General features: G+C 35.3%; 19 protein-coding genes. 6 read left to right on the top strand and 13 right to left on the bottom strand.

Annotated elements, in window-relative coordinates; all coding sequences use genetic code 11:
• Positions 1-4 precede the first annotated feature (4 nt).
• The 3 genes from ACFOUY_RS19345 to ACFOUY_RS19355 all read right to left on the bottom strand — a co-directional run bounded on the left by ACFOUY_RS19345 (position 5) and on the right by ACFOUY_RS19355 (position 4,351).
• Complete coding sequence (locus ACFOUY_RS19345; protein WP_378962918.1) at positions 5-1,408, bottom strand: ammonium transporter; 1,404 nt, start codon at positions 1,406-1,408, stop codon at positions 5-7.
• 345 nt (positions 1,409-1,753) lie between these two features.
• Complete coding sequence (locus ACFOUY_RS19350) at positions 1,754-2,701, bottom strand: TIGR01212 family radical SAM protein (RefSeq protein ID WP_378962919.1); 948 nt, start codon at positions 2,699-2,701, stop codon at positions 1,754-1,756.
• A 213-nt stretch (positions 2,702-2,914) separates the two neighbouring features.
• Positions 2,915-4,351 carry an APC family permease gene (locus ACFOUY_RS19355; protein WP_378962920.1) on the bottom strand — a complete coding sequence of 479 codons (1,437 nt, stop codon included), beginning with the start codon at positions 4,349-4,351 and terminating at the stop codon, positions 2,915-2,917.
• 436 nt (positions 4,352-4,787) lie between these two features.
• Between ACFOUY_RS19355 and ACFOUY_RS19360 the strand changes: the two genes are divergently transcribed.
• The 4 genes from ACFOUY_RS19360 to ACFOUY_RS19375 all read left to right on the top strand — a co-directional run bounded on the left by ACFOUY_RS19360 (position 4,788) and on the right by ACFOUY_RS19375 (position 10,698).
• Positions 4,788-7,046: a sodium-translocating pyrophosphatase gene (locus ACFOUY_RS19360; RefSeq protein WP_378962921.1), complete on the top strand. Its 2,259-nt coding sequence runs from the start codon at positions 4,788-4,790 to the stop codon at positions 7,044-7,046.
• A 130-nt stretch (positions 7,047-7,176) separates the two neighbouring features.
• Positions 7,177-8,634, top strand: coding sequence for an amino acid permease (locus ACFOUY_RS19365; protein ID WP_378962922.1), 1,458 nt, complete (start codon positions 7,177-7,179; stop codon positions 8,632-8,634).
• Positions 8,635-8,729: 95 nt separating this feature from the next.
• Positions 8,730-10,061: a porin gene (locus tag ACFOUY_RS19370; protein ID WP_378962923.1), complete on the top strand. Its 1,332-nt coding sequence runs from the start codon at positions 8,730-8,732 to the stop codon at positions 10,059-10,061.
• A gap of 70 nt (positions 10,062-10,131) precedes the next feature.
• Positions 10,132-10,698, top strand: coding sequence for a MarC family protein (locus tag ACFOUY_RS19375; RefSeq protein ID WP_123206942.1), 567 nt, complete (start codon positions 10,132-10,134; stop codon positions 10,696-10,698).
• 160 nt (positions 10,699-10,858) lie between these two features.
• Here the strand turns inward: ACFOUY_RS19375 and ACFOUY_RS19380 are convergent, their stop codons facing one another.
• The 5 genes from ACFOUY_RS19380 to ACFOUY_RS19400 form a co-directional block, all read right to left on the bottom strand.
• Complete coding sequence (locus ACFOUY_RS19380; RefSeq protein ID WP_378962924.1) at positions 10,859-12,019, bottom strand: RsmB/NOP family class I SAM-dependent RNA methyltransferase; 1,161 nt, start codon at positions 12,017-12,019, stop codon at positions 10,859-10,861.
• A gap of 20 nt (positions 12,020-12,039) precedes the next feature.
• Complete coding sequence (locus tag ACFOUY_RS19385) at positions 12,040-13,257, bottom strand: ABC transporter substrate-binding protein (protein WP_378962925.1); 1,218 nt, start codon at positions 13,255-13,257, stop codon at positions 12,040-12,042.
• Positions 13,258-13,388: 131 nt separating this feature from the next.
• A complete protein-coding gene (gene guaA, locus ACFOUY_RS19390; protein WP_378962926.1) occupies positions 13,389-14,921 on the bottom strand; it encodes a glutamine-hydrolyzing GMP synthase in 1,533 nt (510 codons plus the stop codon).
• 151 nt (positions 14,922-15,072) lie between these two features.
• Positions 15,073-15,531, bottom strand: coding sequence for a deoxycytidylate deaminase (locus ACFOUY_RS19395; RefSeq protein ID WP_378962927.1), 459 nt, complete (start codon positions 15,529-15,531; stop codon positions 15,073-15,075).
• 184 nt (positions 15,532-15,715) lie between these two features.
• Positions 15,716-17,152, bottom strand: coding sequence for an MFS transporter (locus ACFOUY_RS19400; protein ID WP_378962928.1), 1,437 nt, complete (start codon positions 17,150-17,152; stop codon positions 15,716-15,718).
• 143 nt (positions 17,153-17,295) lie between these two features.
• On the opposite strand from ACFOUY_RS19400, the gene ACFOUY_RS19405 reads away from it, so the two are divergent.
• Both ACFOUY_RS19405 and ACFOUY_RS19410 read left to right on the top strand, forming a co-directional pair.
• Positions 17,296-17,922 carry a LysE family translocator gene (locus ACFOUY_RS19405; protein WP_378962929.1) on the top strand — a complete coding sequence of 209 codons (627 nt, stop codon included), beginning with the start codon at positions 17,296-17,298 and terminating at the stop codon, positions 17,920-17,922.
• A 128-nt stretch (positions 17,923-18,050) separates the two neighbouring features.
• Positions 18,051-18,317, top strand: a complete 267-nt coding sequence (locus tag ACFOUY_RS19410; RefSeq protein ID WP_378962930.1) for a hypothetical protein — start codon at positions 18,051-18,053, stop codon at positions 18,315-18,317.
• Between the two features lie 72 nt (positions 18,318-18,389).
• Here the strand turns inward: ACFOUY_RS19410 and ACFOUY_RS19415 are convergent, their stop codons facing one another.
• From ACFOUY_RS19415 to bamA, 5 genes are all read right to left on the bottom strand, one after another.
• The gene (locus ACFOUY_RS19415) at positions 18,390-20,291 is read right to left on the bottom strand and encodes an amidophosphoribosyltransferase (protein ID WP_378962931.1); all 1,902 of its coding nucleotides are present in this window, start codon (positions 20,289-20,291) and stop codon (positions 18,390-18,392) included.
• Positions 20,292-20,649: 358 nt separating this feature from the next.
• On the bottom strand, positions 20,650-21,468 hold the full coding sequence (gene murI / locus ACFOUY_RS19420; RefSeq protein WP_378962932.1) for a glutamate racemase: 819 nt from the start codon (positions 21,466-21,468) through the stop codon (positions 20,650-20,652).
• A 160-nt stretch (positions 21,469-21,628) separates the two neighbouring features.
• Positions 21,629-22,207: an OmpH family outer membrane protein gene (locus ACFOUY_RS19425; RefSeq protein ID WP_378962933.1), complete on the bottom strand. Its 579-nt coding sequence runs from the start codon at positions 22,205-22,207 to the stop codon at positions 21,629-21,631.
• Positions 22,208-22,265: 58 nt separating this feature from the next.
• Complete coding sequence (locus tag ACFOUY_RS19430) at positions 22,266-22,796, bottom strand: OmpH family outer membrane protein (protein WP_378962934.1); 531 nt, start codon at positions 22,794-22,796, stop codon at positions 22,266-22,268.
• Positions 22,797-22,983: 187 nt separating this feature from the next.
• Entirely contained in the window at positions 22,984-25,530 is a 2,547-nt protein-coding gene (gene bamA, locus ACFOUY_RS19435) for an outer membrane protein assembly factor BamA (protein ID WP_378962935.1), read from the bottom strand.
• Positions 25,531-25,664 lie beyond the last annotated feature (134 nt).

Consider the following 25,664-nt stretch of genomic DNA (forward strand, 5'->3'; position numbering starts at 1 on the left):
GTTATTAAAGGGCTTCTTGTATCGGACTATTAGATGCAACATATGCTGCTCTTTCATCAACCAACAAGGTACCCTGAGAATATTTTTCGTCATGTTGCGAAGCATCAAGACCAATTTCTTCTTCTTCGTCAGAAACTCTGATTGGATTAATTAAGTTAACCAGTTTGAAAATCACAAATGATACTACAAAACTGAAGATGATAACAATTACAGCGCCTTTTAATTGGGTTACAAAAAATGCAGGATTGCCATAGAATAAGCCATCTGCACCGGCAGCATTTACGGTTTTAGTTGCGAAAACACCTGTTAATAACATACCAATGATACCACCTACACCATGGCAAGGAAAAACGTCTAATGTATCATCAAGACTAGTTTTTTGTTTCCATGAAACCACTAGGTTAGAAACTACAGCGGCAATAGCACCAATAAATATACTAGAAGGAATACTAACAAAACCAGCACCTGGAGTAATTGCAACTAAACCAACTACGGCTCCAATACAAAAACCTAATACAGATGGTTTTTTACCTCTGGCAACATCAAAAAACATCCATGATAAACCTGCAGCACCTGCAGCAGTATTGGTAGTTAAGAATGCCGAAACAGCTAAACTATTTGCGCCCAATGCAGAACCAGCATTAAAACCGAACCAACCAAACCATAATAAACCAGTACCAATTAATACGTAAGGAATATTAGCAGGCGGAACTTCTTTATGTTCCAGGTGAGATTTTCTACGTTTTAAAACTAAAGCACCAGCTAAAGCAGCCATACCTGCAGAGATGTGTACAACTGTACCGCCTGCAAAATCTAAAACGCCCATTTTAAACAAGAAACCTTGTGGGTGCCATGTCCAGTGTGCTAATGGAGAATAAACGAATATTGCGAATAAAACAATAAATAAGATATAAGAAGTAAAACGAATACGTTCTGCAACAGCACCAACTACCAAACCTGGTGTAATGATTGCAAACATTAATTGAAACACAGCAAATAAAGATAACGGAATAGTTAAGTCCGAACCACCTTGAAGATGTGGTGCACCTGAATTTACACCTTTAAAAAATAAAAACGTAGAAGGGTTTCCGATAAAACCACCAATGGTATCACCAAAAGCTAAACTAAAGCCAACAACAGTCCAAAGAACTGTAATTACGCCCGCAGCTACAACACTTTTAATCATTGTAGAAAGAACATTTTTACGATGCACCATACCGCCATAGAAAAATGCTAAACCTGGTGTCATTAAAAACACCAATGCTGCTGCAATTAAAATAAATGCCATGTCTGGTCCACTGTATTTTCCTTCGTCAAAATTTGGAAGTAGTGGAACGAATAGAGCCAAAATTGCGAAAATCATTAAAATCACAAATGGAGCATACTGTTTGACTAAAATTTTACCCATAGTTTTAAGTTTTATTTTGTTTGGTTGATTAAATAATAGATTTATGTAAAATTATTTTTACTAAAATACAACATATTGTACTTTTTACACCAATAAGTAGCAATATTTTAACATAAACATAAAATTTTTATAAAATGAATCGAAAAAATTGCCCAAAAATGAAATTAACAAAAAAAAACAGGTTTAATTATGCCATTTTTTACAAAAACGAAAACCGACTTATATTTAATGATTATAGTATTTTACCTATAATTTACAACAAATTACCATCCAAAAACACATAAAAACAAAAAATCTCATGAAAATTCATGAGATTTTTAAAAAATTTTATAAAAACTTAGGATTTTAACTAAAATACTGAGAACCCTGAACTACTCCTCTTTTTTCAATTTCTTTATCAATATAGGTTTGAATTGACGATTTATTAAGCCCCCAGTTTGGAGCAATTAACAAATCCCAATCCGAAATACCAAAAAGTCTTTGAATTACAATATCAGGACGCAGCAATGGAATCAATTCGCAAAGCAAATCTGTGTATTCTTCTAAGGTAAAAAGCTTAAATGGTTCTTTTTTATACTTAACGCCCATTATAGAGCCTTCAACAATATGTAAATGATGAAATTTAACAAACTTAATTTGAGGGAAACGATTAATTTCATGAATATAACCCAGCATCATTTCCTTAGTTTCCCAGGGGAAACCAAAAATGGTATGCACACATAAGTCTAACTTGCTATTTTCTAAAAGCTTAACAGCTTCTACAAATTCACCGTGACTGCAACCTCTGTTAATCTGATTTAAGGTTTCATCATAAATAGACTCCATCCCCATTTCCAAATCCACATCGTATCTATCTGTATAACTTTCTAACAAAGCAACCTTCTCGGCATCAATACAATCTGGCCGCGTACCCACCGAAAAACCAACCACATCTTCAGGATTAACGGCAAGCGCTTCATCGTACATCATCTTTAAATAATGCACTGGCGCATAGGTATTCGTATTAGGCTGAAAATAAACAATAAACTTATCGGCCTTATAAAAATTCTTACCTCGCTCCATACCTTTCTCCAACTGCTCGCGTATGGTTGGCATTTTACGGGAAATTTCTGGCGTAAAAGAATCTACATTACAATAAGTACAACCGCCATAACCTTTACTTCCATCGCGATTTGGGCAGGTAAAGCCACCATCAACAATCGTTTTAAAAACCCGTTGCCCGTTATATTTTTCACGCAAATGCGTACCGTAATTTTTATATCCTTTTATACCTAAATCAACCTGTGTTCCCATTGGCTGCAAAAATACACAATACTATCAAGATTAGGGCATGCAGCGAAAAGACTTATAAATAGATTACAAATGCTTTATATCATTAGAAAAGCAATTGTGGTTTTTAATTAAGTGTTAGTCCCGCCATTTGCTCATAAGCTTGCGATATTAATTAAACCTGTAAGGTTTTAAAAACCTTACAGGTTTGGATTAGGTTGAGACAAAACATAACATTTAAGCCTTTTCCCTATTAATAAAAAAGTAAACAGGAACGCCTATCAAAACAATTATAAGCCCAGGCCAGGTATATTGTTGTTTATACATAAGCAGCAAAATACAAAATGCAGCGCCAATTAATAAGTAAATTACAGGTGTAATTGGATACAGCCATGTTTTGTATGGTCTTTCTAAACTTGGCTTTTTTAACCTTAAATAAATAACACCAAAAACGGTAATCATATAAAACAGAACAATTACAAAAGAAATCATATCTAAAAGATTACCGTATTGCCCACTTAAACACAAAACAGAAGCCCAAATGCCTTGCATCCAAAGTGATTTTTCTGGAACACCATTTTTATTATTTTGAAGGGCTGCTTTAAAAAACATACCATCTGTAGCCATAGTTTGAAAAACCCTTGCACCTGCCATTACAAGTCCGTTTACGCAGCCAAAAGTAGAAACCATCACCAAAATGGCCATCACAATAGTTCCGATTCCGTTTCCAAATATTTGTTCTGAAGCCACTACAGCAACTCTGTCGTTCGGTGCAAAAGCAATGCTATCTCTTCCCAGGGTATTTAGGTAAATAAAATTGACTAATAAATACAAAATCATTACTGCCGAAGTACCTAAAACCATAGAACGTACCACATTCTTTTTAGGATTTTCAATTTCTCCGGAAATGAATGTTACATTTTCCCAGGCCACGCTCGAAAACACAGAACCAACCATTGCAGCTGCAATTCCGCCCATTATGGTCATTCCGGATATAGATTCCCATCCAGATTTTGTTAAGTTACCACTCAAATCTGTTTTCAGATTATTAAAGGCACTCCATCCAAAACTCATATTCTCTGTCCAGAAACTACCTTTAACTAACAGAAAGCCTAAAATAATTAAGCCGATTAAAGCGATGATTTTAGAACCCGTAAATACATTCTGCAATAGTTTCCCACTTTCAACACCTTTAGTATTTATATAGGTAAGAAGTAGAATAACACCAATAGCCATAATCTGTATCCAGGTTATTTTGTAGCCACCACTTTGAAATATAGGTGCAGCATCATTTAGAGCAGGAATTAAATAAGCCGTAAATTTACCAAAGGCAACAGCCACAGCAGCAATTGTACCCGTTTGTATTACGGTAAATAAGCCCCAACCATACAGGAAGCCCATCATTTTACCAAAAATTTCTTTCAAATAGGTGTATTGTCCACCCGCTTTAGGAAACATAGAAGAGAGTTCTCCGTAAGAGATTGCAGCGGCAACTGTCATTACTCCGGTTATTAACCAAACAACGATTAGCCAATAGCCAGAACCTAAATTCCTCATAATATCGGCACTTACAATAAAGATACCGCTACCAATCATGGAACCCATTACCAGCATTATGCCATCAAAAAGACCGAGTTTCTTTTTAACAGGTTCCTTTTCTTTAAATTTTTCCATTTTTTAGTTTGTTTGGTTTTTAGGTTAGTTTGGGCTAATTTATTTAAAAAATCCAATTCGCAGGCGAGTCGTAATGTATTATTTTAATTAGAGAAGGCAGTTCAGCGTCATTCCCAACCTGATTGACAATCTTGCGCCATATTGCAATCATAATATTAAGTTCTCCGTATACGCGAGGAAGACGATGTTTTTAATAATTTCAAAAACATCGACATTCTATCATTCTAACATCCATTATTACAATCACACTATCATTCCCTAAATCTCTAATTCTATCCTTTTAATTATTTCATCATCTGAAAATAAAATTATTATATTGCTAAACTAATAACCAAAATTAAACAGTTCAGTGTTTGCAAATTAAGTGCTAACCACACTTAATAATATTATGAGCAGGCAGGCATTGAACCAAGAAATCAAAAACCAAATATTAACTATGGATTTTTTACAAAACAATTTAATTTATGCTGTTCCGGCTTTAGGGCTAATTGGAATTATTGTAATGATGTTTAAAAGCGCATGGGTAAGCAAGCAAGATGCAGGCGACGCAAACATGCAAGAACTTGCCGGCTATATTGCTGATGGTGCAATGGCTTTTTTAAAGGCCGAATGGAGAGTGTTAAGCATTTTCGCTGTTTTCACCGCTGCACTTTTAGCCTACTCTGGTACCATAACAGAAGTAAATGGTGTACCAATGCATTCGAGCTGGATAATTTCTATATCCTTTATTATTGGTGCAGTATTTTCTGCAACAGCGGGCTACATTGGCATGAAGGCGGCCACAAAGGCAAATGTTAGGACTACGCAAGCGGCCAGAACCAGTTTAAAACAAGCCCTAAAAGTTTCCTTTACCGGCGGAACGGTAATGGGTTTAGGCGTTGCTGGTTTAGCCGTTTTAGGCTTAGGCGGTTTGTTTATTGTTTTCCTATCTTATTTTAATGTGATTGGAAACGACGGAGTTGTTAATGTTTTAAATATGAAAACTGCAATCGAAGTATTGACAGGTTTTTCTTTAGGTGCCGAATCTATTGCTTTATTTGCACGCGTTGGCGGTGGTATTTACACTAAGGCAGCAGATGTTGGCGCTGATTTGGTTGGTAAAGTGGAAGCAGGAATACCGGAAGATGATGTTCGTAACCCGGCAACAATTGCCGATAACGTAGGTGATAATGTTGGCGATGTTGCTGGTATGGGTGCCGACTTATTTGGCTCTTATGTAGCTACAATTTTAGCAACAATGGTTTTAGGACAGGAAATTACAGTTGTAGATAAATTCGGAGGCATGTCTCCTATCTTGTTGCCAATGGTTATTTGCGGTTTGGGAATTATTTTCTCCATCATCGGAACCTGGTTTGTAACCATTAAAGATGAAAAATCTAACGTACAAACGGCACTAAATTTAGGCAATTGGTCTTCGATTGTAATTACAGCGATAGCTTCATTCTTTATTGTTAAATGGATGTTACCTGAAACATTAAGTCTTCGGGGTTACGAATTTTCGAGCATTAATGTTTTCTATGCAATTATAGTTGGCTTAGTTGTAGGCACCATTATGAGCGTTGTGACTGAATATTTCACTGCAATGGGCAAGGGTCCAGTTAATTCTATTATACAACAATCCTCAACAGGTCATGCAACTAATATTATAGCTGGTTTATCTGTTGGCATGAAATCTACGGTTATTCCAATTTTAGTCTTAGCTGGCGGAATCATGGCTTCATACCATTTTGCAGGTTTATATGGCGTGGCTATCGCAGCTGCAGGTATGATGGCAACAACGGCAATGCAGTTGGCAATTGATGCTTTTGGTCCTATTGCAGATAATGCAGGTGGTATTGCAGAGATGAGCCAGTTACCTCCAGAAGTTCGTGAACGTACAGATAATTTAGATGCTGTAGGTAATACAACCGCTGCAACTGGTAAAGGTTTTGCCATTGCTTCAGCAGCTTTAACCTCTTTGGCCTTATTCGCCGCCTTTGTTGGTATTGCAGGAATAACCGCAATCGATATTTATAAAGCGCCAGTATTAGCTGGTTTATTCGTTGGCGGGATGATTCCTTTTATATTCTCTGCATTATGTATTCAGGCAGTGGGTAAAGCCGCTATGGATATGGTACAGGAAGTTCGACGCCAGTTTCGCGAAATCCCTGGTATTATGGAGTACAAAGCAAAACCAGAATATGAGAAATGTGTAGCGATTTCTACTAAAGCTTCTATCCGTGAAATGATGATGCCCGGGGCAATTGCCTTAATCACTCCAATTATAATAGGCTTCACTTTCGGACCGGAAGTTTTAGGCGGTTTATTGGCTGGCGTAACGGTTACAGGTGTGTTGATGGGAATTTTCCAGAGTAACGCAGGTGGCGCATGGGATAATGCCAAAAAATCATTCGAGCAAGGTGTTATGATTAATGGTGAAATGTTTTACAAAAAATCAGAACCCCACAAAGCGTCGGTAACCGGAGATACTGTTGGCGATCCATTTAAAGACACTTCTGGCCCATCAATGAATATTTTAATTAAATTAATGTCTATAGTTTCACTAGTTATTGCTCCATACATCGCAGTTAAGGCTATTGCGGGCGAACATAAGCTAGAAGTTCGCAAAGAAATCAGAATTCAGCAAAAAACCGACAGTTTAGGCAATACATTTATCGATACTTTAACAAATACGACAGACACCTTGAAACATTAGTTGTAAAAACATAGATATAAAAGAATTACAAGAGGGATTTTAGCAAAATCCCTTTTACTTTTTCGTAATTTTTATTTAGGTTTACCGCTTATTATCATAAAATCAACAAACATAAAAGACTAAACAACTTATGAATCTTAAAAAGCCTATTGATGTGCTGATAGCAGAATCTGCTGAAAGTGGTGAGGGCACACTCAAACGTACGCTGAGCAGTACGAGTCTTGTTGCTCTGGGTATTGGAGCTATTATTGGAGCAGGTTTATTTTCTTTAACTGGTATTGCTGCAGCTGACCATGCAGGACCTGCTGTAACATTATCATTTGTTTTAGCGGCAGTAGGATGTGCATTTGCAGGGTTGTGCTATGCAGAATTTGCATCTATGATTCCTGTAGCAGGTAGTGCCTATACTTATTCTTACGCAACAATGGGTGAGTTTATGGCTTGGGTTATTGGCTGGGACTTAGTATTAGAATACGCATTAGGTGCCGCAACAGTAGGTGTTTCCTGGTCTGGATATTTTAATAAATTACTGCACGAATTTGGAATGGAAATGCCGCTCTATTTAACTAAATCATTTGCTGAAGTTGATGGTGGAGGTATAAACTTGCCGGCTGTAGTTATTGTTTCCTTGCTTTCGCTAATGTTAATACGCGGAACCAAAGAATCAGCAAGCCTTAATAACGTTCTAGTAATTGTTAAGGTAGCTGTTGTTATTATTTTTATTACCCTTGGCTGGAAATTCATTAATCCTGCTAACCACACCCCTTATATACCTGAAAACACAGGCGTAAAAGGAGAGTTTGGTATTTCTGGTATTGCAGCAGGTGCAGCATTAGTATTTTTTGCATTTATTGGCTTTGACGCCGTTTCAACTGCAGCTCAGGAAGCTAAAAACCCTCAAAAAGGCATGCCGATTGGCATATTAGGTTCTTTAGTTGTATGTACCATATTATACGTTTTATTTGCTCACGTAATGACTGGTTTAGTACCTTTCAGCGTATTTAAAGGCGATGCATCTCCTGCCGCAACTGCATTTAAAGTGACAGGTTACGGCTGGTTGCAAATGGGTTTAATTATAGCAATTTTAGCAGGTTATACCTCTGTTATTTTGGTAATGTTAATGGGTCAGTCTAGAGTTTTTTATACCATGTCTAAAGATGGTTTGTTGCCAAAATTCTTTAGCAGCATCCACTCTAAATTTAGAACCCCTTTCAAAACAAACATATTCTTTATGTTCTTTGTGAGCATCTTTGCAGGATTTGTTCCAGTTACAGATCTAGGTCACATGGTATCAATAGGTACATTATTTGCATTCTCTTTAGTTTGTATTGGTGTAATGTTGTTACGTAGAACAGACCCAGACAGACATCGTCCTTTCAGAACTCCATGGGTTCCTTTCGTACCAATTATGGGTGTAATTGTTTGCGTTTACTTAATGTCATCATTACCTATTGAGGCATGGATTAGATTGGCCATCTGGATGGCTTTAGGCATAGCAATCTATTTCTTCTATGGTAAAGGAAATTCTGTTCTAAGAAACAAAGGAAAAGTTGTTCAACCAGTTGATCCTCCGAAACCAGAATTATAATTTTAAACAAAATATATTTTTAAAAAGCCCCGACAAAATCGGGGCTTTTTCTATATTAAGTTATTGTTAATAAATATCTTTGCAGAAAAAACTGAATGAACCACCCATTATTATTAAGAAAGCAGTTCTTTACCATTATTATTGTCTTATTTATTTCAGCAAGCGCATATTCGCAAAGAACAATTAATGATGTGATGGATTCTACAACGGTAAACCATTTACTAATTATTTCGAAAAAATATGGTTCGTTATCTTTCAGTGGTTATATGCAGCCGCAATTTCAAGTAGCACAATCAAATGGAACGCAGGCAGAATACCAGGGTGGTAATTTTGGAGAATTTACCAATAACCGATTTCGCTTGCGTAGAGGAAGATTAAGAGCCGATTATATGCTATTGACTGATGATGGTGCGCCATCTACTTATTTTGTTCTGCAATTTGATGGTACAGAACAAGGTGTTGCGATACGAGATTTTTGGGGCAGGTATTACGAAAACAAATGGAAGATACTGGCTGTAACAGTTGGGCTTTCTGGCCGTCCGTTTGGAAATGAATTACAATTATCATCATCTGTTCGCGAAGCACCAGAACGTGGCCGGATGTCGCAGATTTTAATGAAAACAGAACGTGACTTAGGTGCAACTTTTACCTTAAACCCAAGATGGAAAGATGCTAAACTTAAGAATATTTCGCTGGATCTGGGTGCTTACAACGGACAAGGCCTGGCAGGCCCGGCTGAATTTGACAACAGTAAAGATGTGATAGCTAGACTAAGCCATAAACCTTATACATTTAAGAAATTAGGTTTTTCTATTGCAGGCGGAATTAGCACGCTTCAGGGCGGCTTAAACCATCGTTTGCCAGTTAGTTATAAAATGGATAATATCAATGGAACCTACCTAATGGTTAAAGATTCATCTGCAACAACGATTAATAAGGTTGCACCCAGAAGGTATTATGGTGCCGATATACAATTTGCCACAACTACCAAAAGCTGGAAATCTGAAGTTAGAGCCGAAATTATTTCAGGTTTGCAAACTGGTACATCAACCACCTCTACTACACCTGGATCTTATCCTGTTGATAATAAATCTGTGCCACTTCCCTATTATACTCGAAATTTTAATGGTGCTTATTTAACTTTCGTTCAAACACTGAATAGTAGTGATAATCAAATCATCTTAAAGTACGATTATTATGATCCGAACTCAAAAGTTAAAGGGGCAGAAATCAATGCATCAAGGGGTTTATCTGCAGCTGATGTAAGATTTGATACTTTTGGATTTGGCTTTTTACACCATTTTAACCCGCATTTTAAAGCAGTTGTTTATTATGATGTTATAAAAAATGAATCCACTCAAATATCTGACTATACTGCAGATAGGAAAGACAATGTATTCACTTTAAGAACGCAATTCTATTTCTAATAATATATAAGGTTTTAAAACAAATTGCTCTACCTTTATATAAAATTGTAAGCCTATGAAACTCGATTTTATGAAATTCAACCTTAGTGAGATTCTTTCCACAACGATGGTTCTATTTGCAATCATCGATATTTTAGGTGCAATTCCGGTTGTAATTGAGTTACGTAGAAAAGCTGGCCATATTGAATCAGGAAAGGCCTCGCTGGTTGCAGCTGGCTTAATGATTTTATTTCTCTTCTTAGGCGAATCGCTACTTAAAGTAATTGGTTTAGATGTAGAATCTTTCGCAATTGCAGGCTCTTTTGTAATTTTCTTTATTGCAATGGAAATGGTTTTAGGCCTCACTATATTTAAAGAAGAGGCACCAGAAACGGTTTCGATTGTACCGCTTGCATTCCCTCTAATTGCAGGTGCTGGTACTATGACAACCTTGCTATCCTTAAAAACTGAATACCACACCCAAAACATATTGGTTGGAATATTACTGAATATTTTATTTGTTTACTTCGTTCTAAAAAACACCAACAGACTTGAAAAACTGTTCGGAAAATCAGGATTAAATATTTTGCGTAAGGCTTTCGGAGTAATTTTATTAGCTATAGCGATTAAGCTTTTTAGAAACAATACCGGATTATAAATCAATAACGCTGTAACAATAATTGCTTATATTTATCTAAACAATAAAGCTGTATTATGAAAAGCTTTGAAGAATATACCGTAATTATTGGTGCTATTGCTGTTTTAATTGAAGCAATAAAGTACTGTAAAAAAAATTTCAAATCTTGGTTTGAGCATTCTTAGGTTTTGATTAACCTGGCTACAAACATAGTATCTGCGTTTTTTTTGTAACCTTTTATTAATTCCATTGATTCTAACTCAAGGGATAAATTGGTTGTGATATGTTTAATCACCTCTTCATTTTCTTCGGCAAAAGCAGAGCAAGTGATGTAAATTAATGGCTTACCCGGCTTAAGATATTTAATAATATTTTGAACAATGGTTTTCTGAATTACTGAAAACTGATTAATTTTTCTTTCCTCGAAAAAAGTTAGCATCTCAGGTGTTCTACCCCATGTGCCAGAACCTGTACAAGGTGCATCTAAAATAATCCCGTCGAACTGATAATGATGTAAAATCTGCTCGTTATTCTGTAGTAAATCAAGTTCTTTTTTGTGGTATTTTTTTATACCTGCCAAGCGAAAACGTTCATCAAGATTTAGCAGCACACTTTCACGTAAATCTGTTACCAATAAATCAATAACAGGCTCTAAGCTATGTAACAGCAAAGATTTACCCCCAGATGCAGCACAGCAATCCCACCATTTATCCCACTTATTAGGTTTAAAATAACTACCCGTATGCTGAGAAGACAAATCTTGAACCTGATAGCTTCCTTCACTCAAAATAGTTTCGAGTTTTGTTCCGTTTGATAAGGCTAAAGCGGTATTTGAAACTTCTTTTACTGCGATATGCTCCGCTTTTAATTTAGTAATAACTTCAGAACGGGTTTCGGTAGAAACTCTTATAAATAAATCTGGCTGAATGAAAAATGATTTATAAAATTCTTCTTTATTGATATCGTCTGATAAATGATTGTTTAAAGAATAAACTTCATCCAGTTTAAAATCTGGATATTTTGATAAAACTAGCTGTAGTTTTTCATCCAAAGATGCCGATACTTTATCTTTTAAATCGGTTAAGTTTTTCTCAACAATAAGACTTAATGTAGCATGACAAAGAAAATCGGCAACGCTCATTCGTTCCTCACTACTCAAAAGAGGCAATGCTTTTCCCATCCTAAAGAAACTATACAAATGTCTGGTTGCCCACCTTCTATCTGATGAGCCCATTTGTTTATTCTGCTTAAAATAAGTGGGTAAAAAACGATGCAATGGTAAATTTCCATCGTAACTGTGCAAAATCTGTTCAAAAGCTCTTATCTGATGCTCAACTCTCATTTGGTCAATTTATACAATTTTTACTCAATAATATTTAATGCATAATTCTTATAACGCAAAAGCATTAAGCTTGTATTGACGTATCCAAATTGTTCATCGTGAATAAAAATAAAATTATTTTGTAGGCCTTTATACTTTTCCTTAGTTAAATACGCTAAATAATCTTCGCCATAAGTAGCCATGATTTTACCAAAATAGTATCCAACGTCGAATCCTTTAAAGGCATACTCGCCAGGCTCAAAGCCGTACTTACTTCTATATCTTTTTATAAAATTTACTACACTAGAGTTTTTGTAATCAACCTTATAAGATGAACTGATTATTGTATTTAAATTCTGAAGTTTATCGGTTGGATAATTCTGCTTAGACCAAAGCGGGTGACCAAATAAATTGATAGCATAACCACCTGCCGGAAGGTTTTTTAACTTGAAAAGTTTTTCTATTGTTGGCAATACAAAAGCCCTGTCGGATGAGGTTACTACCACAGCATATTGCTTGCCTTTAATCATTTTAGTTTCGAAGGTAAAGGCAGATGCATATTCTTGCACAATAAATTTGTTATTAGTTTGCGCTTGAAAATAACTACGTAAAGGTGAAGCAAATTGCTCATCTTCAGTTTTTTTAGGATTTATTATAACAATAATCGCATTTGAAGGGCTGTAAGTTTTAGCAATATATGCTGCTATTTTTCTTGAATGTAAACTGATGTTATTAACAACTGATATCAAATTAGGATTGTCAAAATCAGACGGATTTGAGGCTGCTAAAGGAGATACAATTGGCACATTATTTAATTTCGAATAGTTGGTAATGAATTTTACTCCATCCGGAAAAACCGGACCAACAATCAAATTACTTTTTCTAAAATTGTCATTCTTATATAGCGAAGCTATGTGCGCATTATCATCTTGAGTATCGAAAACATTAAGCTTAAAATTTAACCCTGATGTAGCTACAGAATCTACGCCCATTTTAAAACCCTGGTAAAAGTCGATTGGCATTGCATATTTTTCAACATCAGCCTTACTCATCGATTTTAAATTAACTTCATTAAGTTTGAAGGGAATAAGAAGCGAAACACTAGCTTGAGAGAATTTTTTGATAACCTTCTTTTCGGCTACTTTTTCTTGCTCTTCAGGTTTCTTAGTCTCTGTTTTTGGTGTTAATACCTTAGGCGAACAAGCGCTTAAAATCAATGCAATTAAAACCAAAAAACTATAATTCTTATTCAATTTCATACTTAATTCTTTAATAAAATATGCTAGCAAAGTTTATTCCTCCTTGCTAGCATAGGCTTTATTTTTTGTTTGAGAACGAGGTTAATATTGAGGTTAAAACAGGCAACACCTATCAGGTAACACCTAACCGCTTATTCCCACTCAATTGTTGCAGGTGGTTTAGAACTGATATCGTAAACAACCCTATTAATACCTTTAACTTTATTAATGATTTCGTTAGAAATTTTAGCAAGAACAGGGTAAGGTAAATGACACCAATCGGCTGTCATACCATCCACAGATTCTACAGCACGTAAACAGATAACATTCTCGTATGTACGCTCATCGCCCATTACACCAACAGATTGTACAGGTAAAAAGATTGCACCTGCTTGCCAAACCTGGTCGTATAAACCAGCCGCTTTTAATTCATTAATGTAAATGGAATCTGCATGTTGTAAAATCTCAACTTTCTCTGCAGTTACATCACCTAAAATACGAATGGCCAAACCAGGACCTGGGAAAGGATGGCGACCTAAAATTACATCATCAATACCCAAAGCTTTACCAACACGTCTTACCTCATCTTTAAATAAAGTTTTTAATGGTTCAACAACCTTCAATTTCATAAAATCTGGCAAACCACCAACATTATGATGAGATTTAATTGTAGCTGATGGTCCGTTAACTGAAATAGATTCGATAACATCTGGATAAATTGTTCCCTGACCCAACCAGTTTACACCAGTTACTTCATGCGCAGCATCGTCAAATACTTCGATAAAAACGCGACCAATAGCCTTGCGCTTTAATTCCGGATCTTTTAATCCTGCAAGCTGGCTTAAAAAACGGTCTTTAGCATCAATGCCTTTAATATTTAAACCCATATGCTTGTATTGCTCAAGCACCTGATTGTATTCATCTTTACGTAAAAGGCCGTTATCAACAAAAATACAGTGTAAATTTGTACCAATTGCTTTGTGCAATAAAACTGCAGCAACACTACTATCAACACCGCCTGATAAACCTAAAACAACTTTATCATCGCCTAAAGTTTCTTTTAACTCTGCAATTGTTGTATCAATAAATGCAGCAGAAGTCCAGTCTTGGCTACAACCACAAATATCTACAAGGAAATTTTCTAAAAGAATTTTACCATCTGTACTGTGCGTAACCTCTGGATGAAACTGAATTGCATAGGTATCAGAATCTTTAATATGATAAGCTGCAACTTTAACACTTTCGGTACTTGCAATTAATTCTGCATTTGCGGGCGTTTCGGTAATGGTATCGCCATGGCTCATCCAAACCTGAGAATCGATATTAATACCTTTAAATAATTTATTTTCCTGATTTACAAAGCTTAGATTAGCACGACCGTATTCGCGAGTTGATGAAGCCTGAACAGCTCCGCCAGATTGTTGAGCAATGTATTGAGCGCCATAACAAACAGCCAATAAAGGAAACTTGAAATGAAACTTAGTTAAATCTACCTGAGGTGCATCATCCTGACGAACAGAATAAGGACTACCTGAAAAGATAACGCCTTTTACATCGGGTGTATTAATTTCTGGAAGATTGTTGAATGGATATATTTCACAGTAAATATTTAGTTCGCGAACTCTACGGGCAATGAGTTGTGTAAATTGCGAACCAAAATCGACGATAATGATTTTTTCTTGCATCCGCAAAGATAGAGAAAGAAAGGGAATTGTTAAATTGTTTTATGGTTATTTATTACCAAATTTATAGTGAGTTACCTATTGTCTGTTATCCATTATCAGTAGTCAGTGATAAGCTCAATAATTCAACAATTTAGCCATTCAAACAATTAATCTAACACTCCATCAACTTAACTTCAACACCAAATTTTCTTAAAAAATCTACACCCTCATCGCTTGGCAAACCTTTGTAAGCTGCATATGATTTTGAGTAATAAACCAATTTAATACCCGATGATAAGATTAATCTTGCACAAGCAATACAGGGAGATAAAGTTGTATACAAAGTGCAACCTTCTATTTTAGAACCATTTTTAGAAGCGTATAAAATTGCATTTTCTTCTGCATGCAACGCCAATGAGCAACTACCTTTACTATCGCGGGCACAACCGGTATCTGGCCATTCTTCATCACAATTGTGCGTTCCGGCTGGCGGCCCGTTATAACCGATTGAAATAATGCGTGTATCTTTGGTTAAAACTGCACCAACATGAGCACGAACACAATGCGAACGTGTAGCCAGTTCGGTGGCAAGATTCATAAATATAGAATCGAAACTTGGTTTGTCAGTCATGTATTAAATTAAAAAAGCCACAGAAAAATAGAATCTTTCTGTGGCTGCAAAATTAGTTTATTATATTTTAGAAACTGTTTAAATTTCAATTCTAATACTTCATTGAACGCGGAGACACGTTCAAGGGAAATAGCCAAGGTGCGTGTCCCCATGCACCTTTACAAAATCATTTTTAAACAGTTTCTTAGTGTCCGCCAGAAAGTTTTTTATCGAAACTAATCCCTTGAGACCTTAATATTCCGCTAACTCTCCACGCATAAAACGCTAAGTAAGCAAAGCAGATAATACCAACAACATAACTATATTGGATACCAGTATATTCTGACACTACACCTTGTAACCAGCTAATAATACCACCACCCATAATCATCATAATTAAGAAGCTACTACCCTGACTGGTATGCTTACCTAAACCACTTACTGCTAAAGTAAAAATACATGGCCATAAAGTACTACAGAATAAACCAACACTAGTGATAGCATATACGCTTACCATTCCAGTTGTAAACATACCAACTAATAATGCTGTAATACCAATTGCCGAAAATATTAATAACATTTTAGCCGGATTACCTTTACTTGCCATATCTGCAGCAATTAAAACTAGAATAATTAACCCGTAAACGTAAAATGGTGCCAAATCATGTTTTGCGATGGCATTTACGGCTAAGAAGATGCCAAATGCTAAATATGGAGCTATAAATCTTAAAACCTTTTGAGTGCTAACATTATCTGTAAATGCTTCTACAGCACCAGTCCAACGACCAATCATCATACTTGCCCAATACAGTGAAATATATGGAGCGATGTCCTTAAGTTCAAAACCAAGGTCTTTTTCCATGTAAGCAGGCAAGTTACTTGCTGTAGAAACCTCAACGCCTACATAAACAAAAATTGCAATCATACCTAACACCAATTGCGGATATCTTAGTGCAGAACCCTTAACTGATTTATCATCTTCTAAAGAAGCTTCTACCAAAGCAGGTCTATCAGGCAAAGAAGACATTTTTAAGAAAATGGCAACTGCAATGAAAGCAACGCCTAAAATTAGATAAGGAATTTTAACACTTTCAACACTAATATCTGTAGTTGCGTTAGCCGCAGAACCAAAAATTGCAAAACTAACAACCAGCGGGCCGATAGTTGTTCCAAAATTATTAATACCACCAGCTAATGTTAAACGCTGAGAACCTGTTCTAATTGGCCCCAAAGCAATTGCTAAAGGATTTGCTACGGTTTGTTGTAAAGAAAAACCCAGTGCAACAATAAATAAGCCTGAAAGCATTAAAGGAAAAGAATGAAGATTTGCTGCCGGATAAAAAAGCAAGGTTCCAAGAGCAGAAATAACCAACCCAAGTGCCAACGAATTTTTATAACCTAATTTATTTACAATATCCTGTTTAATGATAACCGAAATCCCATTATAAATTAATGCACCTACAGTATAAGCAATGTAAAATGCGAGCGAAACCAACTGACTTTCGGACTGTGATAAATCGAAAGCTTTTTTAAATACTGGAATTAGAATATCGTTACTAGCGGCTACAAAGCCCCAAAAAAAGAATACTGTCACTAAGGGAATAAACTGTCCCCATTTGGTTTGTGCTTGTTCTTGACTCATTTTAATTATTATAGTTTTAGTGGGGCTAAACATAAATAAAAAAAATTAATAAATGGCTATTTTACCCGGAGTGCAGAACAAAAATAAACTTGGTATGTTTAGCTTTAAATTGCATATTCGCATATTCATAAATAACACAATGCATGTTTGAAGCCATTTTATTGGGTATAGGGGCAGGGATTATTTCATCGTTTTTAACAGGGCCTGTTTTTTTTGCAATGATAAAAACAAGTATCGAAAGGGGCTTCAAAGCTGGTTTTTCTTTAGCTGTTGGTGTAATTATTAGTGATATTATTCTAATTGCTTTAGTCCTTTTTGGTAGCCAGTTTTTCGAATACAAAGCTAGTTTTGACAAGTATGTAGGATTGATTGGTGGTATATTCTTACTGGCAGTTGGCATCTACTATCTTCTTTCCAAAATAACCGTTAATTACGATAGTTCTACATTAAAAAAAGTAAGTAAGCGTGGCTACGTGTTAAAAGGCTTTCTGATGTGCATCCTAACGCCTTCTACTTTAATGTTTTGGATTATTGTTAGTGGAATAATTTCAGTTAAACTCAACAATATGTTAACTGAAAAATTAGTTTGCTTTTTCATTGCAATGGCAACACAACTTTCTATAGATGGCGCAAAAAGCTTTTATTCGAGTAAGCTTCGTTATAAAATTAAAGAAGATTCGTTAAAAAAATTAAACAAAATAGCAGGCGTTATCATTGTTTTCTTTGCTATTTGGCTAATGTACAAAACATACGTTCAGTTTTACGCCTAATGAGACAATAAGAAAACCGCCAAAATTATATAGGCAAAAATCTTAAAACTATTACAGCAATAGGGTGTTTATTAAATATTATTAATCATACAATTTTATGTATTTTTGATAAATTAATCATTCTCCCTATGAAAAGCGAATACATCTACATCCCTTTTAATAATTCTAATGAGAATTATATTGAAGAAATGGCAAATTTATCCAGCAAATTATTTCATGTAAGTGCAGACGTAAGTTCTGATAAGAAATGTTTGCAAATTGAATCTGAGAACCAAAATTTAGTTTCTGTTATTGTGAATCCAGTGTATGCAATTATTACAAAAATAATTGAAAGTGACTTAGCTAACGAAGTTTTTGAAACATTAAAGGTTAATACAAAAAGATTCTGCAATTAGTGTAGAATCAATTCAACAAAAAAAGCTCATACATAATATGAGCTTTTTTTGTTGTTTTAGAATTAGAACTTATTAATAAGCTCTTTGGTTATTTCCTTCTTTCCAATTAACAAAAGCTTTGTTTACAACCTTGTTACCACCTGGAGTTGGATAATTACCAGAGAAATACCAATCGCCTTTGTTTTTCGGACAAGCGATATGTAAGTTTTCTAAGCTTTGATAAATTACTTCAACTTCTGCAACAGTACCTTTCGGTGTAATGATTTGAGCAATTTTTGCCGAAATTTCTTCTGGACTAAAAGGCTTATATATATCTTTTACATGATTTACAATTTCCTCTTTTGGAAGCAATAAAGAAGCTTTACATTTTGTATAAACATCTTCAATAACTTGCCACATTCCTCTTTCTGTAAGTAATTGTATTGCTGCATCAAAAGCTACAAACTGCCCCATTCTACTCATATCAATACCGTAACAATCTGGATAACGAATTTGAGGAGCAGAAGAAACAATTATAATTTTCTTAGGATGCAGGCGATCTACAATCTTAATAATACTTTGTTTTAGCGTAGTACCACGAACAATCGAATCATCAAGTGCTACCAAAGTGTCCTGATGGTTATTTATAATACCGTAAGTCGTATCATAAACGTGTGCAACCATTTCACCACGATCTGCATCCTGCGTAATAAATGTACGAAGTTTCACATCCTTTACCGCAAGTTTCTCTACCCTTGGTGCCATAGAAAGTAATTCATCAAGCTCTGTATCGCTCAATTGCTCTTTTCTATGTAAAAGTGTGTCCTTTTGATGATTACGAACATATTGTTGTACACCATCAACCATTCCAAAGAAAGCAACTTCTGCTGTGTTCGGAATAAATGAGAATACCGTATTCTTTAAATCATGACCAACAGCTTTAAGCACCTGGTTACATAATAAACGACCTAATTGCTTACGCTCGCGATAAATTTCTACATCACTTCCTTTTGAAAAATAAATACGCTCAAAAGAACAAGATAATCTTTCAGTAGGTTCGCGAAACTGCTCCATACTTACTTCACCATTTTTCTTAATGATTAATGCATGACCAGGATCGATTTCTTTTACATCTTTAAACTGAATATTAAAAGCAGTTTGCAAAGCAGGTCTTTCTGAAGCAGCTACGACAATTTCATCGTCATAATAATAATATGCCGGACGAATGCCCGCCGGATCACGCATAATGAACGAATCGCCATTACCAACCATACCACAGATAGAATAACCACCATCCCAGGTTTTAGCCGAGCGACGCAGAATATTTGCAATATCTAAATTATCAGAGATTTTGTGGGTTATAGCCACATTATCATGGCCTTCTTTTTTATACTGATCGAAAAGGTCTTGATTTTCATCATCTAAGAAGTGACCAATTTTCTCAAGAACAGTTACAGTGTCGGCTTTCTCTTTTGGATGCTGACCTAACTCGTATAGCTGCTCTAATAATTCATCAACATTAGTCATATTGAAGTTACCTGCAATAACCAGGTTACGGGTCATCCAGTTGTTTTGCCTTAAAAATGGATGGCAATTTTCGATACTGTTTTTGCCGTGTGTACCATAACGCAAATGACCCATTAACACCTCGCCAATAAAGCTAACGTTGTTTTTGAGCCATTCTGTATCCTGCATTAATTCAGGCGTATTTTCTTGTATATCAACGAATTTGCCTTGAACATACTCGAAGATATCTGCTACCGCATTCGAAGCCATACTCCGATATCGGCTAATGTACCTACTGCCAGGTTTCATATCCAGCTTAATGGTTGCAATACCTGCGCCATCCTGGCCCCGGTTATGCTGTTTTTCCATTAAAAGGTATAATTTATTAAGGCCGTAAAGTGCAGTACCGTATTTCTGCTGGTAGTAAGATAGTGGTTTTAACAGGCGAATAAAAGCGATTCCGCATTCGTGTTTTATCTGATCACTCATTGTGTGGGTTTGAAGCCGCAAAGTTATCCTTTTAAACCATAGCTACCTAAACAAAAGTGTTTTCTTTTGTCACAATGGAGTTAATTTGAAATAAACTAAAATGGAAGAAATTGTTAAAACAGTTAATAATCAATAGCAAATTACAATAGCATCTCGATAATGAAAACCTTAAAAAAACCAAACAAAAATGTAATTACTATGGCAAGACAGCATATTATCTGGCAACTCAATGTAAAAATAGAAATGTATATGTGTTAAATAAAGCAAGCTAGATGAAGCGCATGCCTATTGCATACATAAGGCATACCTAAGGCATGATACGTGCATGTTAAGGCATATATTATGCATACATAGAATATTACATTTTAGCAGATTTTAAATTCTCGCCAAAAAATATAGAAGCATGCTCATCAAATGCATTCGTATCGCCACTGGTATAAAATGATTTAAAACCTGTTTTGGCTAGCTGACTATCAATTCCAGGATGCCTATCTAAATAATCGACTAAACTAGCAGCCACAATTTCTCCCTGCGTTAAAATATTTATATAATCGGGCAAACTTGCCTTTAGTTTGGGCAATAATAGTGGGTAATGAGTACAAGCCAATAAAACACAGTCAATATCATCCGCCTGTGCCAACAATGCATTACAATATTCATTAACGAAAAAATCTGCACCAGATTGAAGATGTTCATTATTTTCGATTAATGGAACCCACATTGGGCAAGCTTGTTGATGAACTTTAATATCAGGAAAAAACTTGTTAATTTCCAACAAGTAAGATTTAGAATTAACGGTGCCTCTGGTTCCCATTACCCCTACCTGTTTACTTGTAGTGTAACTACCAATAACTTCTGCAGTAGGCCTGATTACACCCAGTACTCGCCTATCGGGATATTTAGTAGGCAAATTCTTTTGCTGGATGGTTCGCAAAGCTTTAGCCGATGCTGTGTTACAAGCCAGAATAACCAATTTACAGCCTTTACTAAAAAGCCATTCTACACATTCTAAAGTATATCGATAAATGGTTTCAAAAGAATGATCTCCATATGGGGATCGTGCATTATCACCAAGATAAATATAATCGTATTGAGGTAGCTTTTCGGCAATTGAACGGAATACCGTTAAACCTCCGTAACCAGAATCGAAAATACCTATTGGAGATGATTGTTGCATATTGCATCGTTTAATTGCTAAATTATTTATTTCTGCATTGTAGCAATCAAACAATTTAGCAATTTATTTTCAAGGATAAATCTTTTGAACAAAAAAGCGGAATTAAGTTGACCTTAATTCCGCAGTATCTATTCTTGAAACAGATTTTATAAAGTTTAAATTATTTCTTAGGTGCTGGTGCTTTTGTTGCAGTTGCAGTAATCCCTAATTTAGTTTTTACGGCACCAGTGATGTCATCGCCACCTTCCCAGAAAACTAAGTTATTACCACCTTGTCCGTTAGCGACATCAAAAACATATGCTAAACCTTTTTCTTTTGCAATTGCAGAGATAGCTGTTGCAACTTTACCTTGGATTGGCTGAAATAACTCACCTTGTTTAGTACCTAAATCTTGTTGAGCTTTAGTTTGTGCATCTCCAATACGTTTTTGTAAATCTTGCAATTCTGTAGCTGCTGTTTGTAATTCTTTATCAACAGTTTCTTTATTTGCTTCGCTACGAGTTTTCTCTTTAGCTTGAGCAGCTGTTAATTTTGATTGATATTCTTTAATCATCACATCTATTTCAGCCTGCTTAGTTTTACTTAAGTTTTCTAAAGTAGTTTGTGCTGTTTTAGATTCAGGCAAGTTTGCAAATACCTCTTCTGAATTTACGTGACCAATCTTTTGCTGTGCATTTGCCATATTCGCTGTAAACAATAAACCTGCTGCTACAAAGAATACGTTAATTAACTTTCTCATGTTTTATTTTACTTTTTATTTTTTTAATTGTTTTTCCTAATTCAAAGGGGCGAATATACTAATTATTTACAGTCCCCGGTTTGTAACCTAACTTTACAATTACATCATTACTAACATCGTAACTGCTGCTTGCATAAATCATCATTGTGGCTTCACTACTTTTATCAAAGATAAAATCAAGAAACTTTGCCTTTGCAATTTGCTTAATTACATCTGCAACTTTTTCTTGAATAGGCTTGATAAGCTTAATTCTACTTTGAAAAAGATCGCCATCTGGTCCAAATTTTTGACGCTGAAATTCTTTAGCGGCTTTTTCTTTTTCGATAATTTCATTTTCACGACGTTTACGCATATCATCCGTTAATAAAACCTGATCGGCTTGATAAGCTTTGTACATCCTGTCGATTTCACCGAAGTTTGTATCAACCTGCTGCTGCCATTGTTTAGAGGCTACTTCCAGTTGACTTAAAGCAGACTTATACTCAGGCATATGCTTCAGAATATATTCTGTATCTACATAAGCAAACTTTTGGGCAAAAGCGCCGAAAGTTGTGCAAAGTAAAAATGCTATAAAAAGGTACTTTTTCATCAGTTAATAATTGTTTTTTAATTGATGAAGCGACCAGAAATTTTTACACTTCTCATTTTTAGTATGAAAAAATCCTGATGGTTTCATTTGTGTGTGTGCATTTAATGATTAGTTCAACCTAAGCTTTGTATTAACTCAAGTTGGTTTGTTTTATTGCATAATTAATTATTTTTTTAATCATAAACAATTAAAATCCTCCTAATTGTTGTGCGATACTAAAATGGAACTGACCTTTGTTAGCATCAGGTAAACCTGGTATTGCATCGAAACCGTAACCATAATCAATACCCAATAAACCAAATATAGGTAAGAATATACGTGCACCAACACCAACAGATCTTCTAATATTGAAAGGATTAAAATCATTAAATCTATCCCATGTGTTACCGCCTTCAGCAAATGCTAAAATAAATGCAGTTGCTTGCTGGCTTTTAATTACTGGATAACGAGCTTCCAAAACGTATTTAGTGTAAATTGGACTACCTGATGTTTGTGCCTGAGAAGCATTAGCTCCAACAGGAATTACAGTATTGTTAGCGTAACCACGCATCGCAATTAACTCAGAGCCTTGCAAGAAATCAAATCCTTGCATACCATCACCACCTAATTTAAATCTTTCGAATGGAGATTGACCAACACCACTATTGTATGAACCTAAGAAACCAAACTGTGCCTGTGCTTTAATTACAAACTGACCACCTACACGCTGATACCATTGCGAATCAAATTTCCATTTATGGTATTCTGTAAATCTGTATTTAGTTTTATCAGATGCTGTAGCATAATTAACCTTATTAAACAGTGAATATGGAGGTGTTGCCTGAACTGTAAAACGTAAGAATGAACCTGAAGTCGGATAAATCGGCGAATCTCTCGAATCACGACTAATCTCTTGTGATAAATTAAAGTTATAAGATGTACCTGTTGAGAATTTGAAACCAGGATAATTCTGCAGAATATACTGTTGGAAACTTAACGCGTGACTTAACTGAAAATAGTTGTCTGGCCAGTTTAATCTTCTACCTAAACTAACAGTTACCCCATTTAAACGTATTTTGTAATAGTTAGGATTACTAGAATCGCCAATACCGCTAGATTGCAATGAAGTAAATGCACTAACACCAAAACTTACCGGTTTCTCACCACCAAACCAAGGTTGAGAGAAAGAGAAACTATAAGATTGATAGTATTTACCATTCGTTTGTCCACGTAAGCTTAATTTCTGTCCATCGCCTTTTGGTAATGGCTTGTAAGCTTTAAGATTAAATAAATTTCTTAACGAGAAATTATTAAAGGTTAAGCCTAATGTACCAATAATACGGCCACCACCGAAACCACCAGATAGCTCAATTTGATCTGAGGGTTTCTCTTCTACAGCATACTCAATATCTACTGTCCCATCCGAAGGGTTAGGACGAGGAGTCGGAACTGTCTTCGACTCATCAAAGTTACCCAATGCACCAATTTCACGTACCGTACGAATTAAATCACTTTTATTAAATTTCTGTCCTGGTTTTGTACGAATCTCACGCAATACAACCTTATCATTTGTAATGGTGTTACCTTTTAATGTAATACGATTATTGGTGTATTGCGGGCCTTCGTAAATACGCATCTCAACATCAACGGTATCATTATAAATTTTAGTTTGAACTGGGTCTATATTAAAAGTTAAATAACCGTTATCAGTATATAAGCTATTGATATCGCCACCATTTTCACCACCACCATTAATTTTTTTATCGAGCTTATCTTCACTAAAAATATCACCTTTTTCGATACTTAGTACCTTATTTAAGATTTCGGTAGTGTAAATTGCATTTCCAGCCCAGGTAATTTTACCGAAGTAATATTTTTTACCTTCATAAAGATCCATTTTAATGTTAACCTTTTTACGGTTAAATTGATAGATACTATCTTTTAAAAGTTCTGCATCACGATATCCCTTTTCGTGCAATTTAGAGATCATTTTAATTTTGTTCTCTTCATATTTTTCTTTACTAAATTTACCAGAACCCCAAAAACGCCACCATGCAAATTGCTTCGGATTTTTTAAGTATTTTCTTAATTTGGCCGCTTTAAAATCTTTATTACCTGTAAAATCGATATGCTGAACTTTAACACGATGTCCTTTATCGATATTAGCTTCTAATACAACGCTGTTTTCTGAGTTTGGATCTTTACGGGTTGTGTAATTAATTTTTGTAAAGAAATAACCTTTATCTAATAAATACTTTTTTACAATGGCAGAAGTTGTATTGTATAAATTATCATTAACAATTTTACCGGTTTTATCATTAAGTTTTTCTTGAATTGCTGTTTTTTCTGATTTACGAACACCTTTTAGATCGATAGAACTTAAACGAGGACGCTCGACTACTTCAATTTCGAAATAAACAGTATCCTGAACAAATTTTTCAATATTTAATTTAACATCATCAAACAATCCTTGTGCCCATAGCGTCTTAATAGCCTCAGCTGTTGCTTCGCCTGGTAAAACAACTTTATCACCTTTTGCTAATTTTGATAAAGTAACCAATACTTCTTTATCCAAGTATTCTGTACCAGTAATTTTGGTTCCACCTATGATGTATTCTTTTGGACTAAAATAATCGAGATCTAAGCCACCAACCTTTAACGAGGGGGTTGCCGGAGCCTGGCCTTGTGGACGTATTTGAGCAAAGGCCGGAGCGGCTAAAACTAATAGGATTAAAACTTGAAATATTCTTTTCATTAAAATAATTTGTTCAGTAATGGCCACGAAGGTAACAATGTTTTACAAAGCAAAATTGCTTTATTTTCCATACCTGTGTAGTGGTTACATTTATCGTATAAAAGTGCTGCTAAGTTAATTTAAACGCTTGTTAA

The organism is Pedobacter jamesrossensis (assembly GCF_042650905.1).
In the GTDB taxonomy this organism is placed as follows: domain Bacteria; phylum Bacteroidota; class Bacteroidia; order Sphingobacteriales; family Sphingobacteriaceae; genus Pedobacter; species Pedobacter jamesrossensis.

Excerpts from the sequence above, each read along its gene's own strand:
- guaA (WP_378962926.1), bottom strand. The coding sequence starts at position 14,921 with ATGCAAGAAAAAATCATTATCGTCGATTTTGGTTCGCAATTTACACAA.
- ACFOUY_RS19430 (WP_378962934.1), bottom strand. The coding sequence starts at position 22,796 with ATGAAAAAGTACCTTTTTATAGCATTTTTACTTTGCACAACTTTCGGC.
- murI (WP_378962932.1), bottom strand. The coding sequence starts at position 21,468 with ATGCAACAATCATCTCCAATAGGTATTTTCGATTCTGGTTACGGAGGT.
- ACFOUY_RS19415 (WP_378962931.1), bottom strand. The coding sequence starts at position 20,291 with ATGAGTGATCAGATAAAACACGAATGCGGAATCGCTTTTATTCGCCTG.
- ACFOUY_RS19410 (WP_378962930.1), top strand. The coding sequence starts at position 18,051 with ATGAAAAGCGAATACATCTACATCCCTTTTAATAATTCTAATGAGAAT.
- ACFOUY_RS19425 (WP_378962933.1), bottom strand. The coding sequence starts at position 22,207 with ATGAGAAAGTTAATTAACGTATTCTTTGTAGCAGCAGGTTTATTGTTT.
- ACFOUY_RS19400 (WP_378962928.1), bottom strand. The coding sequence starts at position 17,152 with ATGAGTCAAGAACAAGCACAAACCAAATGGGGACAGTTTATTCCCTTA.
- ACFOUY_RS19405 (WP_378962929.1), top strand. The coding sequence starts at position 17,296 with ATGTTTGAAGCCATTTTATTGGGTATAGGGGCAGGGATTATTTCATCG.
- ACFOUY_RS19395 (WP_378962927.1), bottom strand. The coding sequence starts at position 15,531 with ATGACTGACAAACCAAGTTTCGATTCTATATTTATGAATCTTGCCACC.
- ACFOUY_RS19355 (WP_378962920.1), bottom strand. The coding sequence starts at position 4,351 with ATGGAAAAATTTAAAGAAAAGGAACCTGTTAAAAAGAAACTCGGTCTT.
- ACFOUY_RS19360 (WP_378962921.1), top strand. The coding sequence starts at position 4,788 with ATGGATTTTTTACAAAACAATTTAATTTATGCTGTTCCGGCTTTAGGG.
- ACFOUY_RS19380 (WP_378962924.1), bottom strand. The coding sequence starts at position 12,019 with ATGAGAGTTGAGCATCAGATAAGAGCTTTTGAACAGATTTTGCACAGT.
- ACFOUY_RS19345 (WP_378962918.1), bottom strand. The coding sequence starts at position 1,408 with ATGGGTAAAATTTTAGTCAAACAGTATGCTCCATTTGTGATTTTAATG.
- ACFOUY_RS19370 (WP_378962923.1), top strand. The coding sequence starts at position 8,730 with ATGAACCACCCATTATTATTAAGAAAGCAGTTCTTTACCATTATTATT.
- bamA (WP_378962935.1), bottom strand. The coding sequence starts at position 25,530 with ATGAAAAGAATATTTCAAGTTTTAATCCTATTAGTTTTAGCCGCTCCG.
- ACFOUY_RS19365 (WP_378962922.1), top strand. The coding sequence starts at position 7,177 with ATGAATCTTAAAAAGCCTATTGATGTGCTGATAGCAGAATCTGCTGAA.
- ACFOUY_RS19350 (WP_378962919.1), bottom strand. The coding sequence starts at position 2,701 with ATGGGAACACAGGTTGATTTAGGTATAAAAGGATATAAAAATTACGGT.
- ACFOUY_RS19385 (WP_378962925.1), bottom strand. The coding sequence starts at position 13,257 with ATGAAATTGAATAAGAATTATAGTTTTTTGGTTTTAATTGCATTGATT.
- ACFOUY_RS19375 (WP_123206942.1), top strand. The coding sequence starts at position 10,132 with ATGAAATTCAACCTTAGTGAGATTCTTTCCACAACGATGGTTCTATTT.